This window comes from Pseudomonas sp. M2(2023) (assembly GCF_030263955.1).
In the GTDB taxonomy this organism is placed as follows: domain Bacteria; phylum Pseudomonadota; class Gammaproteobacteria; order Pseudomonadales; family Pseudomonadaceae; genus Aquipseudomonas; species Aquipseudomonas asiatica.
Genome location: NZ_CP127114.1, coordinates 493010 through 516945, shown reverse-complemented (window position 1 = coordinate 516945; position 23936 = coordinate 493010). Strand labels below are relative to the sequence as shown.

General features: G+C 63.7%; 23 protein-coding genes. 6 read left to right on the top strand and 17 right to left on the bottom strand.

Features of this window, described 5'->3' with window-relative positions; genetic code table 11:
• Position 1: 1 nt before the first annotated feature.
• The 3 genes from QN085_RS02305 (at position 2) to QN085_RS02295 (ending at position 2104) form a co-directional block, all read left to right on the top strand.
• Entirely contained in the window at positions 2-340 is a 339-nt protein-coding gene (locus QN085_RS02305; RefSeq protein WP_013970615.1) for a histidine triad nucleotide-binding protein, read from the top strand.
• 65 nt (positions 341-405) lie between these two features.
• On the top strand, positions 406-1053 hold the full coding sequence (coq7, locus tag QN085_RS02300) for a 2-polyprenyl-3-methyl-6-methoxy-1,4-benzoquinone monooxygenase (RefSeq protein WP_003258825.1): 648 nt from the start codon (positions 406-408) through the stop codon (positions 1051-1053).
• 10 nt (positions 1054-1063) lie between these two features.
• Positions 1064-2104, top strand: coding sequence for a hypothetical protein (locus QN085_RS02295; RefSeq protein ID WP_013970614.1), 1041 nt, complete (start codon positions 1064-1066; stop codon positions 2102-2104).
• A gap of 88 nt (positions 2105-2192) precedes the next feature.
• Here the strand turns inward: QN085_RS02295 and QN085_RS02290 are convergent, their stop codons facing one another.
• Positions 2193-2621: an OsmC family protein gene (locus QN085_RS02290; protein ID WP_013970613.1), complete on the bottom strand. Its 429-nt coding sequence runs from the start codon at positions 2619-2621 to the stop codon at positions 2193-2195.
• A gap of 191 nt (positions 2622-2812) precedes the next feature.
• Between QN085_RS02290 and crp the strand changes: the two genes are divergently transcribed.
• Positions 2813-3457, top strand: coding sequence for a cAMP-activated global transcriptional regulator CRP (gene crp, locus QN085_RS02285; RefSeq protein ID WP_012270218.1), 645 nt, complete (start codon positions 2813-2815; stop codon positions 3455-3457).
• Here the strand turns inward: crp and QN085_RS02280 are convergent.
• The 4 genes from QN085_RS02280 to QN085_RS02265 form a co-directional block, all read right to left on the bottom strand.
• The gene (locus QN085_RS02280; protein ID WP_013970611.1) at positions 3454-4158 is read right to left on the bottom strand and encodes a lipoate--protein ligase family protein; all 705 of its coding nucleotides are present in this window, start codon (positions 4156-4158) and stop codon (positions 3454-3456) included. The two genes, crp and QN085_RS02280, sit on opposite strands and share 4 nt — an antisense overlap.
• A gap of 166 nt (positions 4159-4324) precedes the next feature.
• A complete protein-coding gene (gene trpC / locus QN085_RS02275; RefSeq protein ID WP_013970610.1) occupies positions 4325-5158 on the bottom strand; it encodes an indole-3-glycerol phosphate synthase TrpC in 834 nt (277 codons plus the stop codon).
• The gene (trpD, locus tag QN085_RS02270) at positions 5155-6204 is read right to left on the bottom strand and encodes an anthranilate phosphoribosyltransferase (protein WP_013970609.1); all 1050 of its coding nucleotides are present in this window, start codon (positions 6202-6204) and stop codon (positions 5155-5157) included. The genes trpC and trpD overlap by 4 nt, the downstream gene beginning before the upstream one ends.
• Before the next feature lie 9 nt (positions 6205-6213).
• Positions 6214-6807, bottom strand: coding sequence for an aminodeoxychorismate/anthranilate synthase component II (locus QN085_RS02265; protein WP_003259809.1), 594 nt, complete (start codon positions 6805-6807; stop codon positions 6214-6216).
• A gap of 368 nt (positions 6808-7175) precedes the next feature.
• Here QN085_RS02265 and estP point away from each other — a divergent pair, with 368 nt between their 5' ends.
• Positions 7176-9056 (top strand): esterase EstP, encoded by a 1881-nt coding sequence (estP, locus tag QN085_RS02260; protein WP_041506288.1) that lies wholly within the window; start codon positions 7176-7178, stop codon positions 9054-9056.
• Positions 9057-9187: 131 nt separating this feature from the next.
• Here the strand turns inward: estP and trpE are convergent, their stop codons facing one another.
• The 9 genes from trpE to QN085_RS02215 form a co-directional block, all read right to left on the bottom strand.
• The gene (gene trpE / locus QN085_RS02255; protein WP_013970606.1) at positions 9188-10669 is read right to left on the bottom strand and encodes an anthranilate synthase component I; all 1482 of its coding nucleotides are present in this window, start codon (positions 10667-10669) and stop codon (positions 9188-9190) included.
• A 69-nt stretch (positions 10670-10738) separates the two neighbouring features.
• Complete coding sequence (locus QN085_RS02250) at positions 10739-11557, bottom strand: phosphoglycolate phosphatase (RefSeq protein ID WP_023662373.1); 819 nt, start codon at positions 11555-11557, stop codon at positions 10739-10741.
• Positions 11554-12228: a ribulose-phosphate 3-epimerase gene (gene rpe, locus QN085_RS02245; protein ID WP_023662374.1), complete on the bottom strand. Its 675-nt coding sequence runs from the start codon at positions 12226-12228 to the stop codon at positions 11554-11556. The genes QN085_RS02250 and rpe overlap by 4 nt, the downstream gene beginning before the upstream one ends.
• Positions 12229-12422: 194 nt before the next feature.
• Positions 12423-13250, bottom strand: coding sequence for an ABC transporter permease (locus QN085_RS02240; protein ID WP_013970603.1), 828 nt, complete (start codon positions 13248-13250; stop codon positions 12423-12425).
• A gap of 11 nt (positions 13251-13261) precedes the next feature.
• The gene (locus tag QN085_RS02235) at positions 13262-14509 is read right to left on the bottom strand and encodes an ABC transporter permease (protein WP_013970602.1); all 1248 of its coding nucleotides are present in this window, start codon (positions 14507-14509) and stop codon (positions 13262-13264) included.
• Positions 14510-14666: 157 nt separating this feature from the next.
• A complete protein-coding gene (locus tag QN085_RS02230) occupies positions 14667-15701 on the bottom strand; it encodes an ABC transporter substrate-binding protein (protein WP_023662375.1) in 1035 nt (344 codons plus the stop codon).
• Positions 15702-15741: 40 nt separating this feature from the next.
• Positions 15742-16866: an ABC transporter ATP-binding protein gene (locus tag QN085_RS02225; RefSeq protein WP_012270208.1), complete on the bottom strand. Its 1125-nt coding sequence runs from the start codon at positions 16864-16866 to the stop codon at positions 15742-15744.
• 296 nt (positions 16867-17162) lie between these two features.
• Positions 17163-17795: a response regulator gene (locus QN085_RS02220; RefSeq protein WP_169774891.1), complete on the bottom strand. Its 633-nt coding sequence runs from the start codon at positions 17793-17795 to the stop codon at positions 17163-17165.
• 7 nt (positions 17796-17802) lie between these two features.
• The gene (locus QN085_RS02215; RefSeq protein WP_041506289.1) at positions 17803-20190 is read right to left on the bottom strand and encodes a PAS domain-containing sensor histidine kinase; all 2388 of its coding nucleotides are present in this window, start codon (positions 20188-20190) and stop codon (positions 17803-17805) included.
• A 94-nt stretch (positions 20191-20284) separates the two neighbouring features.
• Between QN085_RS02215 and QN085_RS02210 the strand changes: the two genes are divergently transcribed.
• Entirely contained in the window at positions 20285-21283 is a 999-nt protein-coding gene (locus tag QN085_RS02210; protein ID WP_031325444.1) for an alpha/beta hydrolase family protein, read from the top strand.
• A 139-nt stretch (positions 21284-21422) separates the two neighbouring features.
• Here the strand turns inward: QN085_RS02210 and QN085_RS02205 are convergent, their stop codons facing one another.
• The 3 genes from QN085_RS02205 to QN085_RS02195 are packed head-to-tail and all read right to left on the bottom strand — an operon-like array spanning position 21423 to position 23879.
• Positions 21423-22190, bottom strand: a complete 768-nt coding sequence (locus tag QN085_RS02205) for a TerB family tellurite resistance protein (protein ID WP_013970597.1) — start codon at positions 22188-22190, stop codon at positions 21423-21425.
• A gap of 1 nt (position 22191) precedes the next feature.
• A complete protein-coding gene (murU, locus tag QN085_RS02200) occupies positions 22192-22863 on the bottom strand; it encodes an N-acetylmuramate alpha-1-phosphate uridylyltransferase MurU (protein ID WP_023662470.1) in 672 nt (223 codons plus the stop codon).
• Entirely contained in the window at positions 22860-23879 is a 1020-nt protein-coding gene (locus QN085_RS02195; protein WP_041506290.1) for an aminoglycoside phosphotransferase family protein, read from the bottom strand. Before QN085_RS02195 ends, murU begins: the two co-directional genes overlap by 4 nt.
• Positions 23880-23936: the final 57 nt, after the last annotated feature.

The following is a 23936-nucleotide window of genomic DNA, read 5'->3' as shown; positions in this document are numbered from 1 at the left end:
TGTGGACGATTTATTCATCAAGATCATCAACCGGGAAATCCCGGCGAAGATCATCTACGAGGACGACCAGGTTCTGGCGTTCCACGATATCGCCCCCCAGGCGCCCGTGCATTTTCTGGTCATCCCGAAAAAGCACATCCGCACTCTCAATGACTTGACCGAGGAAGACAAAGGCCTGGCTGGTCACATCTTGTTCACCGCCCAGCGCCTGGCCAAGGAACTTGGCTGCGAAGAAGGCTTCCGCGTAGTCATGAACTGCAACGAGCAAGGCGGCCAGACCGTCTACCACATCCACATGCACGTGCTTGGCCAGCGCCAGATGCACTGGCCACCGGGCTGATCCACGGCAAGCGACCCTGCCACTATTGCGGTAAACTGTCGGGCACATTCTTGCGGAGGTGCCCGATGGCTACCGAACGTCACTACTCGCCGCTCGACCGCTTGTTGCTGCAGGCCGATACCGCCATGCGCACCTTGCTGCCCTTCAGCGGCCAACCCGCCCGCCCATCGCCGGCCATCGTCCAGCCGGACGTCGACCTTGACGAACAGCAGGCCCGCCATGTTGCCGGGCTGATGCGTATCAACCACACCGGTGAAGTGTGCGCCCAGGCGCTGTACCAGGGCCAGGCCCTGACCGCCAAGCTGCCCGAAGTGCGCAAGGCCATGGAACATGCCGCCGAGGAAGAAGTGGACCACCTGGCCTGGTGCGAACAGCGCATTCGCCAGCTGAACAGCCACCCCAGCGTGCTCAACCCGTTGTTCTACGGCATGTCGTTCGGTATCGGTGCACTCGCCGGGCTGGTCAGCGACAAGGTCAGCCTGGGCTTTGTCGCCGCCACCGAGCATCAGGTGTGCAAGCACCTCGACGAGCACCTGGAGCAGATTCCGCAGGAAGACGAAAAGTCCCGGGCCATCCTCGAACAGATGCGCGTCGACGAGGAACAGCACGCCGAGTCTGCACTGGAAGCCGGCGGTTATCGCTTCCCTGCTCCGGTTCGCTTTGGCATGAGCCTGTTGGCCAAAGTCATGACCAAGAGCACCTACCGTATCTGAAGGCATCACCATGACGGACCGTTTCGACGCCAAGGACCTGGCGCGCGCCGTGCAAGCCGGCATTCTCCAGCCGGGCCAGGACCAGGCCCTGCTGGCATTCCTGCGCCAGCGACCAGCACAGCGTGGCAGCTTCCAGCTGGCCCATGTCGCGTTCTACTTCGGCGCCATGCTGATCATGGCAGCCATGGGCTGGTTGCTCACCGAAGCCTGGATGCGCATCGGCGACTGGGCGCTACTGCTCATCGCCAGCCTCTATATTCTGCTGCTCACACTGTTCGCCGTTAACCTGCAACGGCGCGTACAGCCCGTCGCGGCCGGGGTACTGGCGGCGGTGGCGGTCAGCATCGTGCCGTTGGCGGTGTTCGCCATCGAACGGCTGGCCGGCTGGTGGCCAATGGATGATGCGCAGGCGAACTATCACCAGTACTACACCTACGTGCAGGGCGGCTGGCTGGCAATGGAAGCAGCCACGGTACTTGCCGGGCTGTTGATGCTGAGGCTGATCCCCTACCCGTTTATCGTCATGCCGATTGCCGTCGCCCTGTGGTTCATGTCGATGGACTTGAGCGAATGGTTTTTCGGCTCGCCATTCAGCTGGGAACAGCGCCGCGAGGTTTCGCTGTGGTTCGGTCTGGGCTTGCTGGTGCTTTTTGTTGGTGTGGACGGCCGCACCCGCGAAGACTATGCCCACTGGGGCTACCTGGCCGGGCTGGCGGCATTCTGGGGCGGGCTGACGCTGGTGGACAGCGGCAGCGAGCTGGGCAAGGCCCTGTACTGCCTGATCAATATTGCCTTGATGGGAATGGCGGTGCTGTTGCGCCGGCCGGTGTTCATGGTGTTCGGGGCGTTGGGTGTGGCGGCTTACCTGGGGTACCTGTCGTACGAGGTGTTTGCCGACTCGCTGCTGTTCCCGGTGGTGGTGACCCTGATCGGGCTGGGGGTTATCGGGCTGGGGCTGGTTTACCAGAAGCGGCGGGAGCGGTTGAGCCGGGTGATGCGCGATTGTTTGCCGGGATGGGTGCGGGCTGCGCTGCCGGCGCTTCGCAGCTGAAATTGCCAGGGCCGCTCCTACAGGTGGTACGCGATCCCTTGTAGGAGCGGCCTTGTGTCGCGATGGGGCGCAAAGCGGCCCCAAAATGTCAGCCTTGACCCAGCTCTACAATCTCGTACCCGTGGCTAATCTCAACCCCGGCACGCTCGAGCATGATCGAAGCCGAGCAATACTTCTCCGCCGACAGCTCTACCGCACGCTTGACCTGGGCCTCCTTCAGCCCACGCCCCTTCACCACGAAGTTCATGTGGATCTTGGTAAACACCTTCGGGTCTTCGCTGGCACGCTCGGCCTCCAGGAACGCCTCGCAGCTTTCCACCGCCTGGCGCGACTTCTTCAGAATGCTGACCACGTCAAAGCTGCTGCAGCCACCCAGGCCCAGCAACAGCATCTCCATCGGGCGCACGCCCAGGTTACGGCCACCGGCCTCGGGCGGGCCGTCCATCACGACGACATGGCCGCTCCCCGATTCGCCGAGGAACATCGCCTCACCGGCCCACTGGATACGTGCCTTCATCTACCCGGACTCCTGATTTACGAAAAAGGGTGTCAGCTTAGACCTTGTACGGCTGTGGGAAAAGTACGAGTCATGTCGGTTTAGTACCGAAACATCCGGTAGTGTCTGATAAGCTGGCGCCAAATGACTGGCGCACTTCGCCAGCCAACCTTTATAAAAAGCCTATGCGTCATGTCGAACAGGATTTCGTGATGGTTGCTTCCGCCCTACCCGCCAAGATCAAGAACATCGACAAGCTGCTGGTGCACTGCCAGCGCCGTCGCTATACCGCCAAAAGCAACATCATCTGCGCCGGCGACCGGGCCGAGACACTGTCGTTCATCATCAAGGGTTCGGTCACCATCCTCATCGAGGACGATGACGGCCATGAAATGATCATCGCCTACCTCAACAATGGCGACTTCTTCGGCGAGCTGGGCCTGTTCGAACCAGTCGAAGGTGAACAGCAGCGCAGTGCCTGGGTGCGCGCCAAGACCGAATGCGAAGTGGCCGAAATCAGTTATGAGAAATTTCGCGAACTGGCGCGCCAGGACCCGGAAATCCTTTATGCCTTGGGCAGCCAGATGGCCCAGCGCCTGCGCAACACCACGCGCAAGGTCGGCGACCTGGCGTTCTTCGACGTTACCGGGCGTGTCGCCCGCTGCCTGCTGGAACTGTGCAAGCAACCCGACGCCATGACCCACCCCGATGGCATGCAGATCAAGATCACTCGTCAGGAAATCGGCCGCATCGTCGGTTGCTCGCGGGAAATGGTCGGCCGCGTCCTCAAGGACCTTGAAGAACGCAGCCTGGTGCAGGTCAAAGGCAAGACCATGGTGGTCTACGGTACCCGCTAGTCCCTGGGCAGGTCGGCCAGCACCTTGGCATAGGCCTGCGACAGCCGCTCGAACCATGGGGCCGCAGGCGCCACTTCGTGCAGGGCGATGTGCGCATCGGCGCGGCAGCGCTGCTCCAGCTCGCAGCACTCGTTGAAGCGGTTGACCGCAGCCACCATCGAATCACGCTCGTTGTCCAGCAGCAGCGCACCGTGCACCAGCACCACCGGGCGCTTTCCACCCAGCCCCTGGCGCCAGCGCTGGGCGGTGCCCACCAGTTTGCGGCCATTGAGGTTGACGTTGTAGCGGCCATCGCAGAAGGCGCCGTCGATTTCGCCCACCGACGCCACCCCGCCCCACTCGCGCAGCACCTCACACAGCGGCAGGCAGAGGCGCTCGTAGGCGTTTTCGATACGGCCGTGGTCGCCTTCGCTGCGGGGGGCAACATAGACCAGGGCTACGTTCACCGTGGAGTGTGACTGCGGCACCGGTTCGCCGCCGGTTTCGCGCAGCAGCACCGGCCAGCCGGCAATCGCCAGCTCCGCGCAGGCGGCTTCGAAGTTTTCCAGACGGCTCATGCGCCGGGGCATGACCAGGGCGTGGTCGGTCGGGCGCCAGAACAGCACGCCACTGTCGCACTCCCCGCGGCAGACGGCGGCCAGCAATTCCTGTTCGGCGTGCAGGCCTTGTTCTACGGTCAGGGCCAGGGGTTGATCGGTCATTGATCCACCTATGTGTTTTTTTTACCGGCCTCTTCGCGGGCTCGCCCGCTCCCACAGGAATTCCACAGATGCCAAAGCCGGTGATCATCCTGTGGGAGCGGGCGAGCCCGCGAAGGGGCCATTACAGACATACAAAAAAGCCGGCAATAACGCCGGCTTCATTCGGTCAGTCCAGTTGCTGAACAGTCTTCTTCACCTGTTCCGGGAAGAACAACCGCTGCAATTCAAGCCCTGGCTGCTCGGCGCGCATGAATGCCTCACCTACCAGGAACGAGTAGACCTCATTGATCGCCATCAGCTCCACATCGGCCCGGTTCAAGATGCCGCTCTCGGTAACCGCCAGGCGATCACGCGGAATACGCGGCAGCAGGTCGAGGGTGGTTTCCAGGCTGACCTCGAAGGTGTGCAGATTGCGGTTGTTCACCCCCACCAGCGGTGTATCCAGGGTTTTCAACGCGCGCTCCAGTTCATCGCCATCGTGCACTTCCACCAGCACGTCGAGGCCAACATCCTTGGCCGTGGCCGCCAGTTCGGCCATCTTCACGTCATCCAGAGCCGACACGATCAGCAGCACACAGTCCGCGCCCAAGGCCCGGGCCTCGACAATCTGGTACGGATCGACCATGAAGTCCTTGCGGATCACCGGCAGCGACACCGCCGCGCGGGCCTGCTGCAGGTACTCGTCGGCGCCCTGGAAGTAATCCACATCGGTCAGCACCGACAGGCAGGTCGCCCCGCCCTTCTCGTAGCTGACGGCGATTTCCGCCGGCACGAAATTCTCGCGAATCACGCCCTTGCTCGGCGAGGCCTTCTTGATTTCGGCAATCACCGCCGGCTGCTTGCGCGCGGCTTGCTCGATCAGGGCCTTGGCAAAGCCACGCGGGGCGTCGGCAGCCTTGGCCAGGGCCTCCAGTTCGGCGAGGCTGACGCGCGCGCTGCGCTCGGCCACTTCCTGAAACTTGCGGGCAATGATCCTTTCCAGCACCGTCGGCACACTCATGCTTCGTTCTCCACCTTGAATACTGCAGTAAAGGCACCCAGCTCCTGCAGCTTCTCCCAGGCCAGCCCGGTGTGCAGAACGTCGTGGGCCAGTTCCACACCGGCTTTCAGGCTCATGGCATGGTCAGCGGCATACAGCGCCGCGCCCGCATTGAGCACGATCATCTCGGCGGCCTTCTGGCCGTTTTCGGTCTTGCGTCGGCCCAGCGCATCGCGGATCAGCTCCAGCGACGCCTGCGGGTTCTCGACGGCCAGGCCGTGCAGGCTCTGGCTCTTCATGCCGAGGTCTTCCGGCTCTACCCAGTATTCGGTGATTTCGCCATTTTTCAGTTCGGCGACGAAGGTCGGCGCAGCCAGGCTGAACTCGTCCAGGCCGTCTTTCGAGTGCACCACCAGCACGTGCTTGCTGCCCAGGCGCTGCAGCACTTCAGCCAACGGGCGGCACAGGGTCTGGGCGAATACCCCGACCACCTGGTGCTTCACCCCGGCCGGATTCGTAAGCGGGCCGAGCATGTTGAACAGGGTGCGCAGCCCCAGGTCGCGACGCGGGCCGGCAGCGTGCTTCATGGCCGAATGATGGCTTTGCGCGAACATGAAGCCGATGCCCAGGCTATCGATGCAGCGGGCCACCTGGGTGGGCGTCAGGTTCAGGTAGATACCGGCGGCCTCCAGCAGGTCGGCACTGCCGCTCTTGCCTGATACCGCGCGGTTGCCATGCTTGGCCACGGTGCAACCTGCCGCCGCCAGTACGAACGACGAGGCGGTGGACACGTTGAAGATGTTGGCGCCATCACCGCCGGTACCGACGATATCGACCACGCCATCGAGGCTCTGCAGTTCGACCTTGTCGGCCAGCTCGCGCATCACCGACACCGCACCGACGATCTCGTCGATGCTTTCGCTCTTCATGCGCATGCCCATCAGGAAGGCGCCGATCTGCGCTTCGCTGCACTGGCCGGTCATGATCTGGCGCATGACGTCGCGCATTTCTTCGGTTGAAAGGTCCAGCTGGCCGACGATACGGCTCAACGCACTCTTGATATCCATGTTCGATCCTTAGCGGCGGCCGCCGGTCTGCTTGAGGAAGTTGGCGAACAGTTCGTGGCCCTGTTCGGTCAGGATCGACTCGGGGTGGAACTGCACCCCTTCGATATTCAGCGTCTTGTGGCGCAGGCCCATGATCTCGTCGACCGAACCGTCAGCATGGGCGGTCCAGGCGGTCACTTCCAGGCACTCGGGCAAGGTTTCGCGCTTTACCACCAGCGAGTGGTAACGGGTAACGGTCAACGGGTTGTTGAGGCCGGCGAACACGCCCAGGTCACGGTGATGTACCGGGCTGGTCTTGCCGTGCATCACCTGGCGGGCACGTACCACATCACCACCAAAAGCCTGGCCGATGGACTGGTGGCCCAGGCATACACCGAGAATCGGCAGCTTGCCGGCAAAATGCAGGATGGCCTCGATGGACACGCCCGCCTCACTCGGCGTGCACGGGCCTGGAGATACGACGATGCGCTCGGGGTTGAGGGCTTCGATCTGGGCGATGGTCATTTCGTCATTGCGAATGACCTTTACCTCGGCACCCAGCTCGCCAAGGTACTGAACGACGTTGTAAGTGAATGAGTCGTAATTGTCGATCATCAGTAACATCGGGTTAAACCTCTTGAATCTACTGACTTCAAAATTCGAACCTTCCTGCTTCTGCCAAAGGCGCAGCTTGGCCATTCAGGGGCGGTAGACAGGAAGGCAAACGGGGGCGGGCCGGACGGGCCGGCAGGGGATAAAGTCAGGCGCGCCAACGCCAACGGGCGTGGGCCTTGATAACGCGCATCAAGAGTTTGCTGACGATCAACACAGGATAGGTCTCGCTCATACGTTCCGGCACAGTAGCCTACCGGGGCGGCGGGCGCAATATGCCCGTAAACACGGGGAAACGAATGGACTTGGGAGGGATGCACTGCGATTTGCTAAGGTCGATGGGGTTGTCCTGATAAAAACAAAGAAAAGGATGTTCCCTGATGCGAAAAGCACCGTTATTGCGCTTTACCCTCGCCTCATTGGCGTTAGCCTGCAGCCAGGCCTTTGCTGCACCCTCGCCCTACTCCAGCATGATCGTGTTTGGTGACAGCCTCAGCGACGCTGGGCAGTTTGGCGGGGTGCGCTTCACCAACCGCGATGCCAATGGCAATTATGCGCCAGTGTCACCGATGATCCTGGGCGGGCGGCTTGGTGTGAGCCCGACCGAGCTTGGCCCCTCCACCTCCCCGGTCAATCCGGTGTTGGGGCTTCCCGACGGCAACAACTGGGCAGTCGGTGGCTACACCACCCAGCAGATCCTGGATTCGATCACCAGTACCTCCGAAACCGTCATCCCGCCAGGGCGACCCGGCGCCGGGCTGGTACTGCGTGATAAACCGGGCTACCTGGCCAACGGTCTGCGCGCCGACCCCAACGCGTTGTATTACCTGACTGGCGGCGGCAATGACTTCCTGCAAGGCCTGGTCAACAGCCCGGCCGATGCCGTGGCCGCCGGCGCCCGCCTGGCCGCCAGCGCCCAGGCTCTGCAGCAAGGCGGCGCCCGCTACATCATGGTCTGGCTGCTGCCCGACCTCGGGCAAACACCGAACTTCAGCGGTACGCCGCAACAAAACCCACTGTCGCTGCTATCCGGCGCGTTCAACCAGTCGCTGCTCAGCCAACTGGGGCAGATCGATGCCGAAATCATTCCGCTGAACATCCCTGTGCTGCTGAGCGAAGCGCTGGCCAGCCCCGAACAGTTCGGCCTGGCCAGCGGCCAGAATCTGGTCGGCACCTGCTACAGCGGCGAAGGCTGTGTGGAAAATCCGGTGTACGGCATCAACGGCGCCACGCCAGACCCGACCAAGCTGCTGTTCAACGACTCGGTCCACCCGACCATCGCCGGCCAGCAACTGATTGCCGACTACGCCTATTCGATCATCGCCGCCCCCTGGGAACTGACCTTGCTTCCGGAAATGGCCCACGCCAGCCTGCGCGCTCACCAGGACGAACTGCGCAACCAGTGGCAAACACCCTGGCAGGCAGTTGGCCAGTGGCAGGCCTTCGTTGCCACCGGCGCCCAGGACCTGGACTTCGACGGCCAGCGCAGCGCGGCCAGCGGCGACGGCCGCGGCTACAACCTGACCCTGGGCGGCAGCTACCGCCTGAACGATGCATGGCGCCTGGGCCTGGCCGGAGGCGTGTACCGGCAGAAGCTGGAAGCCGGCGCACAGGACTCGGACTACAAGCTGGACAGCTACCTTGCCAGCGCTTTCGCCCAATACCGCCAGGACCGCTGGTGGGCCGACGCGGCGCTTACCGCCGGGCACCTGGACTACAGCGACCTCAAGCGCACCTTCGCCCTTGGCGTGAACGACCGCAGCGAAAAGGGCGACACCAACGGCGAGGCCTGGGCGATGTCGGGGCGACTGGGCTACAACATGGCAGCCGAGAGCAGCAGCTGGCAGCTGGCACCGTTCATCAGCGCCGACTATGCGCGGGTGAAGGTGGATGGCTATGACGAGAAGAGCGGGCGCTCGACGGCGCTGGGTTTCGATGACCAGGAACGTACATCACGCCGTTTGGGCGTGGGGTTGCTGGGTAGCGTGCAGGTGCTGCGAGGTACTCGGCTGTTCGCCGAGGTGGCGCAGGAGCACGAGTTCAAGGATGACCAGCAGGATGTGACGATGCACCTGACCAGCCTGCCGGCGAACGATTTCACCCTGACAGGGTATACGCCGCACAGCGACCTGACCCGGGCGAGCCTGGGGGTGAGCCATGAAGTGGTGGCGGGGGTGCATTTGCGCGGCAACTATAACTGGCGCAAGAGTGATGAATTGACGCAGCAGGGAGTGAGCTTGGGCATCAGTGTCGACTTTTGAATTGATGGGGCCGCTTTGCGGCCCTTCGCGGGCTCGCCCGCTCCCACAGGTATTGCACAGGCCTTGCAGCATGTGATTTCCCTGTGGGAAAGGGCATGCCCGCGAAGGGCTGCAACCCAGCCCCGATCAACTTATTTGGCCGAAGTCTGCTCAGCCAACGCCACCGCGCGGAACATCGCTCGGCGCTTGTTGATGGTCTCTTCCCATTCCAGCGCCGGCACCGAGTCGGCAACGATGCCACCCCCGGCCTGCACATGCAGCTCACCGTCCTTGATTACCGCGGTACGGATGGCAATGGCGGTATCCATGTTGCCGTTCCACGCGAAGTAACCGACGGCACCACCGTAAACCCCACGTTTGACCGGCTCCAGCTCGTCGATGATCTCCATCGCGCGAATCTTCGGCGCACCCGAAAGCGTACCGGCCGGCAGGATCGCCCGCAGTGCGTCCATCGCCGTCAGCCCTTCGCGCAGCTGGCCAGTGACGTTGGACACAATGTGCATCACGTTGGAGTAACGCTCGATCACCATCTTCTCGGTCAGGCGCACGCTGCCGGTCGAGGACACGCGACCGACGTCGTTACGGCCCAGGTCGATGAGCATCAGGTGCTCGGCAATTTCCTTGTCGTCCGACAGCAGGTCGTCTTCCAGCGCGCGGTCGGCCTCTTCGGTAGCACCACGCGGGCGGGTGCCGGCAATCGGGCGTACGGTGACCAGGTTGTCCTCGACGCGTACCAGCACCTCGGGCGAGCTGCCGACCACATGGAAGTCGCCAAAGTTGAAGAAGTACATGTACGGCGTCGGGTTGAAGCAGCGCAGCGCGCGGTACAGGTCGATAGGCGCCGCCTTGAAGTCGATCGACATGCGCTGCGACGGTACCACCTGCATGCAGTCACCAGCCAGGATGTATTCCTTGATGCGGCCGACGGCGTTCTCGTAATCCTCGCGGGTGTAGCTGGAGCGGAATTCCGGCTCGGCAGCCTGCGGGCCACTCAGGTCCAGGCCACGGCGTGGAGTGATCGGCTGACGCAGGGTTTCCAGCAGGCCTTGCAGGCGTGCCTGGCCCTGTTCGAAAGCCTGCTCTTCCGCCGGGTCGACCAGCACGATCGCGTGCATTTTGCCCGCCAGGTTGTCGAACACCACCACCGCATCGGACACCATCAGCAGGATATCCGGCACACCCAGCGGGTCCGGGTTGGGGCTGGCGCCCAGGCGCTTTTCCACATAGCGCACGCAGTCGTAGCCGAAGTAGCCGACCAGGCCGCCGTTGAAGCGCGGCAGGCCAGGGATATCGGCGACCTTGTAACGGTCCTTGAAGGTTTCGACGAAGGCCAGCGGGTCTTCGACATCGTGGCTTTCCACCTCCACGCCATCCTGCAGGATGCTGACGTGGTAACCGTGCACACGCATCACGGTGCGCGACGGCAGGCCGATCATCGAGTAACGGCCCCATTTCTCGCCGCCCTGCACCGATTCGAGCAGGTACGAGTTGGGCTGGTCGGCCAGTTTCAGGTAGATCGACAGCGGCGTGTCAAAGTCGGCCAGGGTTTCGCAGGCCAGGGGAATGCGGTTGTAGCCGGCAGCGGCCAGGCGCAGGAATTCTTCGCGGGTCATGGGTAGCCTCGTGGCAAGCAGCAATAGGTCAGGCAAACGGACGGGCCGGCACGCGCCGGCAGGCTGAAGTCAGGCGCGCCAACGCCAACGGGCCAGGGCCTTGATGACTTTCATCCAGAATTTGCCGGTAACCGCCACGGTGGACTCTCTGTCTTGTGAGGCTTGAAGGTCCGCCAACGTTATCCCAGTGGCCGGGTCTGCGCAACCGGGCAGCAATGCACGCAGGTCGTCGATCACCAGGCTGGGGGATTCGTCGTGGATCGGCCGGCCATGGTTGTAGCCGTAGGTCAGGCCGACGCACTGCACGCCAGCCGCCTTGGCCGCCAGCACGTCACTGCGTGAATCGCCGACAAACAGCGACTGCTGCGGGGTGACACCGGCCATCTGCATGACGAACAGCAACGCCGCAGGGTCGGGCTTTTTCTGCGGCAGGGTGTCACCACCGATGATCCAGCGGAAGTAGTTGCCGATCTTCATCTGGTCCAGCAGTGGGCCAACGAAGCGCTCGGGCTTGTTGGTGATCAGAGCCATCTCCACGCCCTGCTTGCGCAGCCAGCGCAGGGTGTCCTGCACACCGGGGTAGACCACGGTCAGTTCGTGGCTTTCGGCATAGGCATCCATGAACAGCGCCAGCGCCTGGTCGGCCAGCGCATCTTCCACGGCAGCGTGGTCGATGCCGCCGGCCAGCGCCCGGCGCACCAGCACCTGGGCACCGTTGCCCACCCAGTGGCGCACCGCCTCCAGGCCGACAGCCGGGCGCCCCAGTTCGAGCAGCATGCGGTCCACGGCGGCGGCCAGGTCTGGCACGGAATCGATCAGGGTACCGTCCAGATCGAACATCACCAGCCTGGGCAGCGTCCCGGGGAACAGCTGCTCGAAGCCGCTCATGGGCGGGCCTGAGCCAGTTCGGCGCGCATCCTGGCGATGACTTCCTGGTAGTCCGGGGCGTTGAAGATCGCCGAGCCGGCCACGAAAGTGTCGGCGCCAGCGGCAGCGATCTCGCGGATGTTGTTGACGTTGACGCCACCGTCGATTTCCAGGCGGATATCACGGCCGCTGGCGTCGATCAGCGCACGCGCCTCGCGCAGCTTGTCGAGGGTGCCAGGGATGAACTTCTGCCCGCCAAAGCCAGGATTGACGCTCATCAGCAGCACCATGTCGATCTTGTCCATCACATACTTCAAGGCATCCAGGCTGCTGGCCGGGTTGAACACCAGACCGGCCTTGCAACCACCGTCCTTGATCAGCTGCAGCGAACGGTCGATGTGCTGCGAGGCCTCCGGGTGGAAGGTGATGTAGGTGGCGCCAGCTTCGATGAAGTCGCCGATGATGCGGTCGACCGGGCTGACCATAAGGTGCACGTCGATCGGGGCGGTGACGCCGTACTTGCGCAGAGCGGTGCAGACCATCGGACCGATGGTCAGGTTGGGGACGTAGTGGTTGTCCATCACATCGAAGTGGACGATGTCGGCACCCGCGGCCAATACCTTGTCGACGTCCTCGCCCAGACGGGCGAAATCGGCGGAGAGAATGGAGGGGGCAATAGCGTAGGGCTGCATGGCGCACCTGTTGGCAGAATCACGGTGGCGCGCATTGTAACCCAGGGAAGCGGATGAAGGCTGATTAGCATCAACCTGTACCGACCTCTTCGCGGCTAAAGCCGCTCCCACAGGGACCGCGCAGGCATCGAAAGCTGCACAAATCCTGTGGGACCGGCTTTAGCCGCGAAGAGGCCAGCACAGGCAACATACCTTCAACCAGGCTGCTGGGTCCTCAGCTTCTCGCTACGCCCACGCAACCACTCCAGGGTCAGCAGCAACACTACCGAGAAGGCAATCAGCAAGGTCGCCGCCGCGGCAATGGTCGGGCTCAGGTTCTCGCGAATACCACTGAACATCTGCCGCGGCAGGGTCGCCTGCTCCGGCCCGGCCAGGAACAGGGTCACCACTACTTCGTCAAACGACGTGGCAAAGGCGAACAATGCCCCCGAAATCACCCCGGGCGCGATCAGCGGCAGGGTCACCCGGCGGAAAGTCAGCAGCGGCGAGGCGCCCAGGCTGGCTGCCGCGCGCACCAGGTTGTAGTTGAAGCCCTGCAAGGTCGCCGACACGGTAATGATCACGAACGGCACGCCGAGTACCGCATGCACCAGAATCAGCGAGGTGAAACTGTTGCCCATGCCCAACGGGGCAAAGAACAGGTAGCTGGCCACACCGATGATCACCACCGGCACCACCATCGGCGAAATCACCAGCGCCATCACCAGCGACTTGCCCGGGAAGTCGCCACGGGTCAGGCCGATGGCCGCCAGGGTGCCGAACACCATGGCCAGCACCGTGGCTGCCGGGGCGACGATGATGCTGTTCTTCAAGGCCCGCATCCACTCGGCCGAGCCGAAGAAGTCCTGGTACCACTGCAGCGAGAAGCCCTGCAGCGGGTACACCAGGAAGCTGCCACTGTTGAACGACAGCGGCACTATCACCAAGACCGGCAGAATGAGGAACAGCAGGATCAAGCCGCAAAGAATGCGCAGGCTGTAGAACCACACCCGCTCCACGGGCGACATGTAAGGGCTCAGCATGACAACGCTCCTCAGCTCAGGCGCAGGCGGCTGGCGCCGACCAGCCAGCTATAGATCAGGTACAACAGCACGGTCGCCAGCAGCAACAGCCCGCCAAGCGCGGTGGCCATGCCCCAGTTGATGCTGGTGTTGGTGTAGAAGGCCACGAAGTAGCTGACCATCTGGTCATTCGGGCTGCCCAGCAGTGCCGGGGTGATGTAGTAGCCGATGGCCAGGATGAACACCAGCAGGCAACCAGCGCCAACCCCGGCGTAGGTCTGCGGGAAGTAGACCCGCCAGAAACTGGCGAACGGGTGGCAGCCCAGCGAGATCGCCGCACGCATGTAGCTCGGCGAAATGCCCTTCATCACGCTGTACAGCGGCAGGATCATGAACGGCAACAGGATGTGCACCATCGAGATGTACACGCCGGTGCGGTTGAACACCAGTTCCAGCGGCTGGTCGATGATGCCCATGGCCATCAGCGCGCTGTTGATCAGGCCGCCCGACTGCAGCAGCACGATCCACGCCGCCACCCGCACCAGGATCGAGGTCCAGAACGGCAGCAGCACCAGAATCATCAGCAGGTTGCTCTGCCGGGTCGGCAGGTTGGCCAGCAGGTACGCCAGCGGGTAGGCCAGCACCAGGCAGATTGCGGTAATCACCACACCCATCCACAGGGTGCGGGCGAAGATGTCCAGGTAAATGGCCTGGTCCGGGGTGGCCTTGGCCAGTTCGCCAAGGTCATCGATACGGTGGTCGAGCGAAGCCAGCAGGTAGAAAGAGGTGACCGTACTGGTGTTGCGGCGGATTGCCTGCCAGTAAGCCGGGTCGCCCCAACGCTCGTCGAGAGCCTGCAAGGCATCTTTATACGAAGCGGGTTCGCTCTTGAACGGCAGCGCCCGCGCGGTCTTTGCCAACAGGCTGCGGTAACCGGCAAGCTCCATGTTCAGGCGCTTGGAAAGGTCGCCCAAGGTCTGGTTCTTGCGCGATTCGGCCAAATCCTGGCTCAACGCCTTGTAAACGTCCTCGCCCGGCAGGCTCTTGCCATCCCACTGGGTGATGACGCCAACGGTGCGCGGCAAGCCGCCAACCACTTCCGGGTTGCCGACGCTCTTGTACAGCAGCGCCGCAATAGGCACCAGGAACACCAGCAGGAGAAACAGCGCCAGCGGCGCGATCAACGCCTGCGCCTTCCAGCGGTTGACCCGCTCGGCATGCTTGAGGCGCTGCTTGAGACTTGGACCTGCGCCTTCTTTGAGGGGCACTGCAATGGCCATGGCGAACTCCGCGATACGAACTGAAAATGGGGCTGCTGCGCAGCCCATCGCAGGCAAGCCAGCTCCTACAGATACTGCGCTGGCTCCAGGGCAGCGGCCCCCTGTGGGAGCTGGCTTGCCGGCGATGGGCCGCAAAGCGGCCCCCTACACTGGTCGTTTACTTCTTCGCCGCCCAGGCGTTGAAGCGCTGCTCCAGCTGCTCGCTGTTGTCGGCCCAGAAGGCCACATCGATCTGCACCTGGTTGGCGATGTTTTCAGGCGTGGTCGGCATGTCCTTCTTCACATCGTCCGACAACAGGCTCACGGCCTTGGAATTGGCCGGGCCATAGGCGATGTTCTCGGAGTAGGTCTTCTGCTGCTCGGGCTGCACGCTGAAGGCGATGAATTTCTTCGCTTCCTCGGCATCCTTGGCGCCTTTCGGGATGGCCCAGGCGTCGAAGTCGTAGATGCCGCCGTTCCACACCACCTTCAGGTTGCTCTCTTTCTGCACCGCAGCGATGCGGCCGTTGTAGGCAGAGCTCATGACCACGTCACCCGAGGCCAGGTACTGCGGCGGCTGGGCGCCAGCTTCCCACCACTGGATGCTTGGCTTGAGTTCGTCGAGCTTCTTGAAGGCGCGGTCCACGCCCTCTTTGGTGCCCAGCACCTGGTACACGTCCTTCGGCGCCACACCGTCGGCCATCAGGGCGAATTCCAGGGTGTACTTGGCACCCTTGCGCAGGCCGCGCTTGCCCGGGAATTTCTTGGTGTCCCAGAAATCGGCCCAACTGGTCGGTGCGGTCTTCAACTTGTCGGCGTTGTAGGCCAGCACCGTGGACCATACGAAGAAGCCAACGCCGCATGGCTGAATGGCACCCGGCACATAGTCGGCCTCATTACCGAACAGGGCCGGGTCGAGTTCTTCGAACATGCCCTCGTCACAGCCGCGGGCCAACTCTGGCGACTCCACTTCCACCAGGTTCCACGACACGCTCTTGGTGTCGACCATGGCTTTGACCTTGGCCATCTCGCCGTTGTACTCGCCCGCGATGATCTTGCCCTTGCCGGCCTTTTCCCACGGTTCGTAGAACGCCTTCACCTGGGCCGCCTTGTTGGCACCACCAAACGAGACAACAGTCAGGTCTGCGGCCATGGCCTGGCCAGCGGCGAACAGCCCCAGGGCCAGGGCGGTCAGTTTCAACTGCTTGCGCATTATTATTCTCTCCACAGTACAGGGTTGGTGAAGCAATCCATCAATGGGCTTCGGCAATCGGATCGAGCGCGCGGGCGTGCTCCACCTCCCAGCCCAGCGGTACCACATCGCCCACGGCCAGGGCCGGGTCGAGCTCGGCAATCGGCTGTTTCACGAAGAAATCGCCCTTGCCGCAAACTTCCAGGCGCACCCGCACGTGGTCGCCCAGGTAAATGAATTCCGCCACCCGGCCCGAGAAGCGGTTCACGCAGCTCTCGCTGTGGCCGTTCAGGCGCACGCGCTCTGGGCGGATCGACAGGGTCACCGGCTCGCCGGCCTGGCCGACATTCACCGCCAGCGCCTCGACCCGCTCGCCACGCGGCAACTGCACCTGGCAGCGCTTGCCATCACTGGCCAGCAAGGTGCCGTTGATGCGGTTGTTCTCGCCGATGAAGTTGGCGACGAAGGTGTTGCAGGGTTCTTCGTACAGCGTGCGCGGGTCGGCAATCTGCTGGATTTCGCCCTGATGGAACACGGCCACCCGGTCGGACATGGTCAGCGCCTCGCCCTGGTCGTGGGTCACATACACCACGGTCACGCCAAGGCGCTGGTGGATATGCTTGATCTCCATCTGCATGTGCTCGCGCAGCTGCTTGTCCAGCGCGCCCAGCGGTTCGTCCATCAGCACCAGCTGCGGCTCGAACACCAGTGCCCGGGCCAGGGCCACACGCTGCTGCTGGCCGCCGGACAGCTGGCCGGGGTAACGCTTGGCGAAGGCATCGAGCTGGACCATGTTCAGCACCCGCTTTACCCGCTCGCTGATGTCGGTCTTGCTCAGGTTGCGCACGGTCAGCGGGAACGCCAGGTTCTCGGCCACGGTCATGTGCGGGAACAGCGCGTAGTTCTGGAACACCATGCCGATGTCGCGCTTGTGCGGCGGCACGTTGTTGATCGAACGCCCGGCCAGCTGGATTTCACCTGCGGTGGGGGTTTCGAAGCCGGCCAGCATCATCAGGCTGGTGGTCTTGCCCGAGCCGGACGGGCCAAGCAGGGTGAGGAACTCGCCCTTGCGAATATCCAGGTTGAGGTCTTTGACGATCAGCGACTCGCCGTCGTAGCTCTTCTGCACACCACGGAAGCTGACCAGCGTTTCGCTGGTTGCAGCGTTCGACTTCGCCTCGCTCATGCCTGCACCTTCTTGTTGGATGACTGCGTAGGCATAGACTAGACAAGCGGCAAGCGCCGGAAAATCGGGGGTGCTGAGAGAATGCCATCATCCGGATGGAAGATTTGTTGTAGGGATTCCCCTACAAAGATGGCGGGTTTGGAATATTTCTCTCAGCCCTCCGGCACGCCCCTGTGGGAGCGGGTTCACCCGCGAAGAGGCCAGCCCAGGCACCGCAGATGGCAGGTCAGGCCCTTTCGCGGGTAAACCCGCTCCCACAGGGATTCGCTACAGGACGCAGGAAGCGCATGTCGCAATCAGACCAGCTTGTGCTCCATGGCGTACTTCACCAGCTCAGCCAGCGAATTCACTTTCAGCTTCTGCATCAGGCGCGCCTTGTGGGTGCTGATGGTCTTGCTCGACAGCGCCAGTTGCTGGGCGATGTCGTTGACGTTGGCGCCCTGGGCCAGGCGTTCGAACACCGAAAACTCTCGCTCCGACAGCAGGGTGTGCAACGGCCGCGACTCGGTCAGGCCCACCTCGAAGACCATACGGTCGGCCAGCGCAGGGTCGATATAGCGCCCGCCAGCGGCAACCCGGCGAATCGCGGTCAGCAACAACGCTGGGTCGCTGTCCTTGGTGGCATAGCCCGCCGCTCCGGCCTTCAGCGCCCGCGCCGCCATCTGCGCTTCATCGTGCATCGACAGCATCAGGATCGCCGGGGCGTCCTGCAACGCGCGGATTCGCGGAATCGCCTCCAGGCCATTCACGCCCGGCATCGAGATATCCAGCAGTACCACCTCGCACGGGGTATGGCGCAAGGTTTCCAGCAACTGCTCGCCGTTACCGGCCTCCCCCGCCACCTGCATGTCCTTGGCCAGGCCAATCAACTGCTTGATGCCCTCACGGACAATGGTGTGGTCTTCGGCCACCAGCACTCGAATCACGATCGCTCTCCTACTCCAACGGTATGGCCACGCTTAGGCTGGTGCCTTCGCCCGGTTCACTGTCCAGCGCCATGCTGCCGCCCAGCATCAGCACCCGCTCACGTACCCCTACCAAGCCGAACGAGGTGGGCCGAGGCTGGTCGCGGCAAAAGCCCTGGCCGTCATCGCTGACGGTCATGCGCAATTGCCCGTGCTCACGCACCAGTTCGATCTCCACGCTATGCGCCTGGGCATGGCGCATCACGTTGGTCAGCGCCTCCTGGAGGATACGGAACAGCCCGATGGCCTTGGCATCGCTCAATGCTGGCAGATTATCCGGCACTTGCACCAGGCAGGGGATCTGCGTGCGTGCTTCAAAACGCCGCGCCTGCCATTCGATGGCCGAGGCGATGCCGGCATCGAGAATCGGCGGGCGCAAGGCGGTGGCCACATCGCGCACCAGCTGGAACAGTTGGGCGATCAGGCGTTTCATGCTGGTCAGGCGCTCGTTCAGGCCCGGGTCCAGCTCGGCGAAGGCCAGCTCGCACATCGACACCTCGAGCTTGAGCACGGTCAGCATCTGCCCCAGCTCATCGTGCACTTCCCGGGCGATGCGGGCCTTTTCTTCCTCACGCACGCTCTCCAGGTGGGCCGACAGTTCGCGCAGCTGCTCCTGGGATTTCGCCAGCGCCAACTCGGCCCGCTTGCCCTGGGTGATGTCCCACACCACACCGTCCCACACCACCTGGCCGTTGCCCAGGCGCCGGGTGCTGGCCTTGATGTCGGCCCAGCGCTGTTCACCCTGGCGGGTGAGGATGCGCCCCTGCCAGGACCAGTCCTGGTCGCTGGCCAGGGCCAGGTCCTGCACTCGGTGGTAATCGGCGCGGTCCTCGGGATGTACCAGGTTGCGCAGGCCCATCTGCGGGTGCTGGATCTCGCTGGGCGAATAGCCCACCAAGGCCTCGCTGCCCTCGCTGATGTAGGGGAATTCCAGGTCGCCCTCGGCCGGGTCGCGCTCCAGACGGAACACCAACCCCGGCACGTTGCCGGCAATGCCCTTGAGCCGCGCCTCGCTTTCGCGCAGGGCCGCAAGGGCGCGGTGGCGCTCGGTAACATCGGCGAGGTAAACCACAAGGTACTCGGAGTCACGAAAGCGCAGAAAACTCAGCGACAGCTCGACCGGCAGCAGGCTGTGGTCAGCCCGGCGACACTGCGTCTCGAACTGGCCGACACCGCCCGCCCCGGTGCGCGCGCCCTTCCACAGCTCTAGCCAGCGGTCCATGGTCAGGCTGGGTTCAAAGTCGCTCAGCGGCCGCTCCAGCAGCGCGCCTTCGCCGTAGCCCAGCATGCGCTCGGCGGCATGGTTGGCGTAGCGTACGTGGCTGTCCCAGTTGACCCAGAGGATGCCCACCGTGCTCTGGTCGATGGCAAACTGACTCAGGCGCAACGCTTCTTCGCGCACTTGCCGCTCCACAAGACTTTCGCGCGTGGCCAGCAGGCTGCGCTCCAGCTGGCGCTGTTGCCGACGCTGCCACACCAGGGTGGCCAGCGCGCACAACAGCAGCAAGCCGAACAGCAGTGCCAGGTTCTTCCAGAATCCTGTCGACTCGCTCAGGCGTGGGTACTTTGGCTGCAGCCAACGCTGGTGCAGTTGCTCCAGTTCCTTGGCCGGCAGCGCCTGCAGGCCGCGCTCCAACACATCGGCCAGCAGCGGCCAGTCGCGCCGCGAACCGATGCGCAACAGTTGCGGCAGGCCGATATCGCCGACCACAGCCAGCTCGCCGAACTCGCTTTCGCGCGACAGGCGGCTGAGCTGAGCTTCATCCAGCACGGCGAAACTGGCCTGGCCGCCCACCACCAATTGCAGGGCCTCGCGCTCGTTGGGCACCCCTTGCAGGTTGAGGTTGCTGTAGTTACCGCGCAGGTAGTCCGCCAGCTGGCTGGGCATGCGCACCGCCACCCGCTGCTCGGCTCCGAGCGTTTCCAGCTCCACGGCCATCGTCCCGGTGCGCGGCCCCACCACCAGTTGCGGCACGCGCATGTAAGGGTCGCTGAACAGCCACAGACGCAAGCTGGCGGGGGTCTGGGTAAGCCCCGGGGCAAAGTCGATTTCGCCGGCTTGGAGGGCATGTTCGAGGCTGGCCTGGTCGGCGAAGTTGCGCCAGGTAAGGTCCAGCCGCAGCGCCTGCGCCAGGCTGCTCACCAGTTCCACGTTGGCACCGTACAGTTGCTGCAAGCGCCGGTCGAACTGAGCGTAGGGCGCCTGCAACACCAGGCCGACACGCAGGCTCCGATGTGTATCCAGCCATTGCTGCTGGGCAGGTTCCAGGGCAACCGTGGGCACCGCTTCGGGCCTGGCCAATGCAATCAAGGGCAGCCACAAGCAGCCGATAACCAACAGGCGACGCACTCGCTTCATCTACACGCTCGTCTTGGCAAAGCGGCCATGCAGCATGGCCGTCACGGGCAAATACCATTAGGCTGCCGGTATCATTCTGGCCCCGGGTTGACTCATGTCCACACTTTATCGCACGACGCTGGCAATGTGCTGCCTGGCATCGATCCTTCCACTCGGCGCCCTGGCCGCCGATGCCGAAAAACCATCCACCACCACCGAGGCACCCGTTGCCCAAGCTCCTCGCCCGCCGCTGCTGGAACGCAGCCAGGAGGATGCCCAGGCACTTGAACGGCTGGTGCCCAAGGCCGAACAGCAGACCCTTCAGGCCGGTGCCGACAGCTTCCTGGCCTTGTGGAAACCGGCCAACGACAGCGATCCACAGGGCGCGGTCATCATCGTCCCGGGGGCTGGCGAAACGGCTGACTGGCCGAATGCGGTCGGCCCGCTGCGGCAGAAGTTCCCCGATATCGGCTGGCACAGCCTCAGCATAAGCCTGCCCGACCTGCTCGCCGACAGCCCGCAGGCGCGAGTCGAGGCCAAGCCGGCTGCCGAGCCGCAGCCAGACAAGGGCGAAAGCGCCCCGGCCAAGGACGTACCAGCCGATGCCAATGCCAACGTCGCCCAGGCTACCGCAGCCGATGCCGACACCGCAGAGAGCACTGACGCCAAACAGGCCAGCGAACAAACCGACCCAGCCGATGCCGAGCGCATTTTCGCCCGCCTGGATGCTGCGGTGGCCTTTGCCCAGCAGCACAACGCCCGCAGCATCGTGCTGATCGGCCATGGCAGCGGCGCATATTGGGCGGCCCGCTACCTGAGCGAGAAACAGCCACCGCAGGTGCAGAAACTGGTGATGGTTGCCGCGCAGACACCGGCGCGGGTGGAGCATGACCTGGAAAGCCTGGCGCCGACCTTGAAAGTGCCGACTGCCGACATCTACTACGCCACCCGCAGCAGTGACCGCAATGCAGCCGCACAGCGCCTGCAGGCCAGCAAGCGGCAGAAGGACAGCCTGTACCGACAGTTGTCGCTGATTGCCATGCCGGGGAACAAGGCGGCCGAGCAGGAGCAACTGTTCCGCCGGGTGCGGGGGTGGATGAGCCCACAGGATTGATCCAGGAATGCTGGGGCCGCTTTGCGGCCCTTTCGCGACACAAGGCCGCTCCCACAGGTGCCGCGCAAAACCCGAGGGCTGCGCAGTACTTGTGGGAGCGGCCTTGTGTCGCGAAAGGGGTGCGAAGCGCCCCCGCTTTTTAAAGGCCCCGCCGCTTGCGGATCATGGCATAAGCCTGATGCAGCTCCCGGGTCCGTTCAGTCGCTTCACGCACCTGCGACTCACTGGCACCAGTACCCGCCAGCTTGTCCGGGTGATGCCGACTGACCAGTCGACGATACGCCTGCTTGACCTTGTCGCCATCGGTATCCGCCTCGACCGCCAGCAAGCGCAACGCCGCCGCATAGGTCATGGCGACCCCTTCCGGCCCCGCCGCCTTGCGTGGTTCGTACTCCAGCGACATGGCCTGCACCTGCCGCCGGCTCAGGCCCAGTTTCTGCCCCCAGTCCAGCAGTAGTTCACGCTCCTTGTTGCCCATCTTGCCGTCGGCCCAGACCATGCGCCAACAGGCACGCAGGGTACCTTCGGCCGCATGCGGCTGCTGGCGAATGCGCCGCAGGTGCCCACCCAGCCGGTCCTTGCCCGCCTTGCCGCGGTTGAACGCAGCAATCGCACGCAGCCGAGCCGCTTCGGCCAGGTCCAGGCGCACCATCTCCTGGCGTGCCTGCTGAATATGCTGCTCGCCCACCCGGCCATCGCACTTGGCCAGGCGCCCGAGCATCACGAACAGCAATTCGTCGTCCTGCAACGCCGGGCGCCCGCCCAGGCGCTCGCGCATGTCCTCCCAGCCTTGCAAACGCAGGCGACGGTCCATGGCCTGTCCGAGCAACGCCCCGAGCAAGGCCCCGGGGATGCTGGCAACGGCAAAGCCGGCACCGACACCAATCACCGTGCTTGGCCACCACATGTCAGGCACGCTCGCCGATCAGGCGCTCGGCCTCGGCCAAGCGTTCGAGCGTACCGACATCAACCCAGTGCCCATGGTAGTGCTCGCCACTGACCTGGCCCGCAGCCATGGCCTGACGCAGCAACGGCGCCAGCTTGAAGGCGCCAGGCTGGCAGCCTTCGAACAGCGCCGGGTGCAGCACCGACAGGCCACTGAAGGTCAGCGTGCCGGGCGCATCGTCACCATCGACCACCCGCTCGCCCACCAGGCGGAAGTCGCCGCGGCCGTGATGGCCTGGGTTATCGACCAGCACCAGGTGAGCCAGGCCTTGCAGGGGAGCCTGCAGGCGCGCGAAGTCGTAGTCGGTCCAGACATCGCCGTTCACCAACAGGAACGGCGCGTCACCCAGCAATGGCAGGGCCTTGAAGATGCCACCGCCGGTTTCCAGCGGCTCTCCTTCGGGCGAATAGCGGATGCTCAGGCCGAAACGGCTGCCGTCACCCAGGTGGTCCTCGATCTGCTGGCCGAGCCAGGCATGGTTGATCACCACCTCGGTGACGCCCGCCGCAGCCAGGGCCCGCAGGTGGTACTCGATCAATGGCTGACCGGCGACCGGGACCAGCGGTTTGGGGGTGTGCAGGGTAAGCGGGCGCATGCGCTCGCCCTTGCCCGCTGCCAGGATCATTGCCTTCATGCACGCGCTCCGGCCCGCAACTCGGTAATCAGCTCACTCAGCTCCGCCAATTCGGGCCGGCGGCTGATCACTTCTTCTATATAGGCGAAGAAGCGCGGTACGTCGCCCAGGTAACGGGGTTTGCCGTCACGGTGGCAGATACGGGCGAAAATACCGATCACCTTCAGGTGGCGCTGTACACCCATCAGGTCGCTGGCACGCTGGAACGCCTCGAAATCGGCCTGCACCGGGATGCCGGCAGCCTGCGCCTTCTGCCAGTAGTCGCGCAGCCAGCCTTCGACCCGTGCCTGCGGCCAGCTGAGGAACGCGTCCTTGAACAGGCAGGTGATGTCGTAGGTGACCGGGCCATACACGGCATCCTGGAAGTCCAGCACGCCGGGGTTGGGCGTGCTCTGCATGAGGTTGCGCGGCATGTAGTCGCGGTGCACCAGCACCTTGGGCTGGGCCAGTGCGCTGTCGATCAGCAGCTGGCTGATTCGTTGCCAAGTGGCTTTCTGGGCATCGCTGAAGGCCAGCCCAAGCTCACGACCCACGTACCACTCCGGGAACAACTCGACTTCACGGCGCAACAGCGCATCGTCGTAGCTGGGCAACGGCGCGTCCATCGGCAGGCGCTGGAACGCCAGCAGCGCGTCGATGGCATCGGCGAACAGGCCGTCGGCGTTGTCCGCATCAATGATATCAAGGTATGTCTGGTGGCCCAGGTCACCCAGCAGCAGGAAGCCACGTTCCAGGTCCTGGGCATGGATCAGCGGCACGTGCACGTCGGCGCTGGCCAGCAGGTGATCGATGGCGACGAACGGTCGGCAGTTTTCCTGCGGAGGTGGTGCATCCATGATCACGAAGCTGTGGCCGGCACCCTGCCAGCGGAAATAACGGCGGAAGCTGGCGTCGCTGCTGGCCGCGGTCAAGCTGCCTGCAGGCACGTCGCCCCAAGCATTTTTCCGGAAAAGATCATTGAGCTGCTCATCGAGCCAGACCGTCAGTTGTTGCAGGCGTACATCGTGTTCAGGCATTACAAGGGTCTCCGACGGCCCTAGCCGTCAAGCGGGTCATGCTTTATTATCCAGCAT

Excerpts from the sequence above, each read along its gene's own strand:
- QN085_RS02230 (WP_023662375.1), bottom strand. The coding sequence starts at position 15,701 with ATGCGCAAGCAGTTGAAACTGACCGCCCTGGCCCTGGGGCTGTTCGCC.
- murU (WP_023662470.1), bottom strand. The coding sequence starts at position 22,863 with ATGAAGGCAATGATCCTGGCAGCGGGCAAGGGCGAGCGCATGCGCCCG.
- QN085_RS02295 (WP_013970614.1), top strand. The coding sequence starts at position 1,064 with ATGACGGACCGTTTCGACGCCAAGGACCTGGCGCGCGCCGTGCAAGCC.
- trpE (WP_013970606.1), bottom strand. The coding sequence starts at position 10,669 with ATGACCCGCGAAGAATTCCTGCGCCTGGCCGCTGCCGGCTACAACCGC.
- trpC (WP_013970610.1), bottom strand. The coding sequence starts at position 5,158 with ATGAGTGTGCCGACGGTGCTGGAAAGGATCATTGCCCGCAAGTTTCAG.
- QN085_RS02205 (WP_013970597.1), bottom strand. The coding sequence starts at position 22,190 with ATGTGGTGGCCAAGCACGGTGATTGGTGTCGGTGCCGGCTTTGCCGTT.
- coq7 (WP_003258825.1), top strand. The coding sequence starts at position 406 with ATGGCTACCGAACGTCACTACTCGCCGCTCGACCGCTTGTTGCTGCAG.
- QN085_RS02215 (WP_041506289.1), bottom strand. The coding sequence starts at position 20,190 with ATGAAGCGAGTGCGTCGCCTGTTGGTTATCGGCTGCTTGTGGCTGCCC.
- QN085_RS02265 (WP_003259809.1), bottom strand. The coding sequence starts at position 6,807 with ATGTTACTGATGATCGACAATTACGACTCATTCACTTACAACGTCGTT.
- trpD (WP_013970609.1), bottom strand. The coding sequence starts at position 6,204 with ATGGATATCAAGAGTGCGTTGAGCCGTATCGTCGGCCAGCTGGACCTT.
- QN085_RS02210 (WP_031325444.1), top strand. The coding sequence starts at position 20,285 with ATGTCCACACTTTATCGCACGACGCTGGCAATGTGCTGCCTGGCATCG.
- QN085_RS02240 (WP_013970603.1), bottom strand. The coding sequence starts at position 13,250 with ATGCTGAGCCCTTACATGTCGCCCGTGGAGCGGGTGTGGTTCTACAGC.
- rpe (WP_023662374.1), bottom strand. The coding sequence starts at position 12,228 with ATGCAGCCCTACGCTATTGCCCCCTCCATTCTCTCCGCCGATTTCGCC.
- QN085_RS02280 (WP_013970611.1), bottom strand. The coding sequence starts at position 4,158 with ATGACCGATCAACCCCTGGCCCTGACCGTAGAACAAGGCCTGCACGCC.
- estP (WP_041506288.1), top strand. The coding sequence starts at position 7,176 with ATGCGAAAAGCACCGTTATTGCGCTTTACCCTCGCCTCATTGGCGTTA.
- QN085_RS02290 (WP_013970613.1), bottom strand. The coding sequence starts at position 2,621 with ATGAAGGCACGTATCCAGTGGGCCGGTGAGGCGATGTTCCTCGGCGAA.
- crp (WP_012270218.1), top strand. The coding sequence starts at position 2,813 with ATGGTTGCTTCCGCCCTACCCGCCAAGATCAAGAACATCGACAAGCTG.
- QN085_RS02235 (WP_013970602.1), bottom strand. The coding sequence starts at position 14,509 with ATGGCCATTGCAGTGCCCCTCAAAGAAGGCGCAGGTCCAAGTCTCAAG.
- QN085_RS02250 (WP_023662373.1), bottom strand. The coding sequence starts at position 11,557 with ATGAGCGGCTTCGAGCAGCTGTTCCCCGGGACGCTGCCCAGGCTGGTG.
- QN085_RS02195 (WP_041506290.1), bottom strand. The coding sequence starts at position 23,879 with ATGCCTGAACACGATGTACGCCTGCAACAACTGACGGTCTGGCTCGAT.
- QN085_RS02225 (WP_012270208.1), bottom strand. The coding sequence starts at position 16,866 with ATGAGCGAGGCGAAGTCGAACGCTGCAACCAGCGAAACGCTGGTCAGC.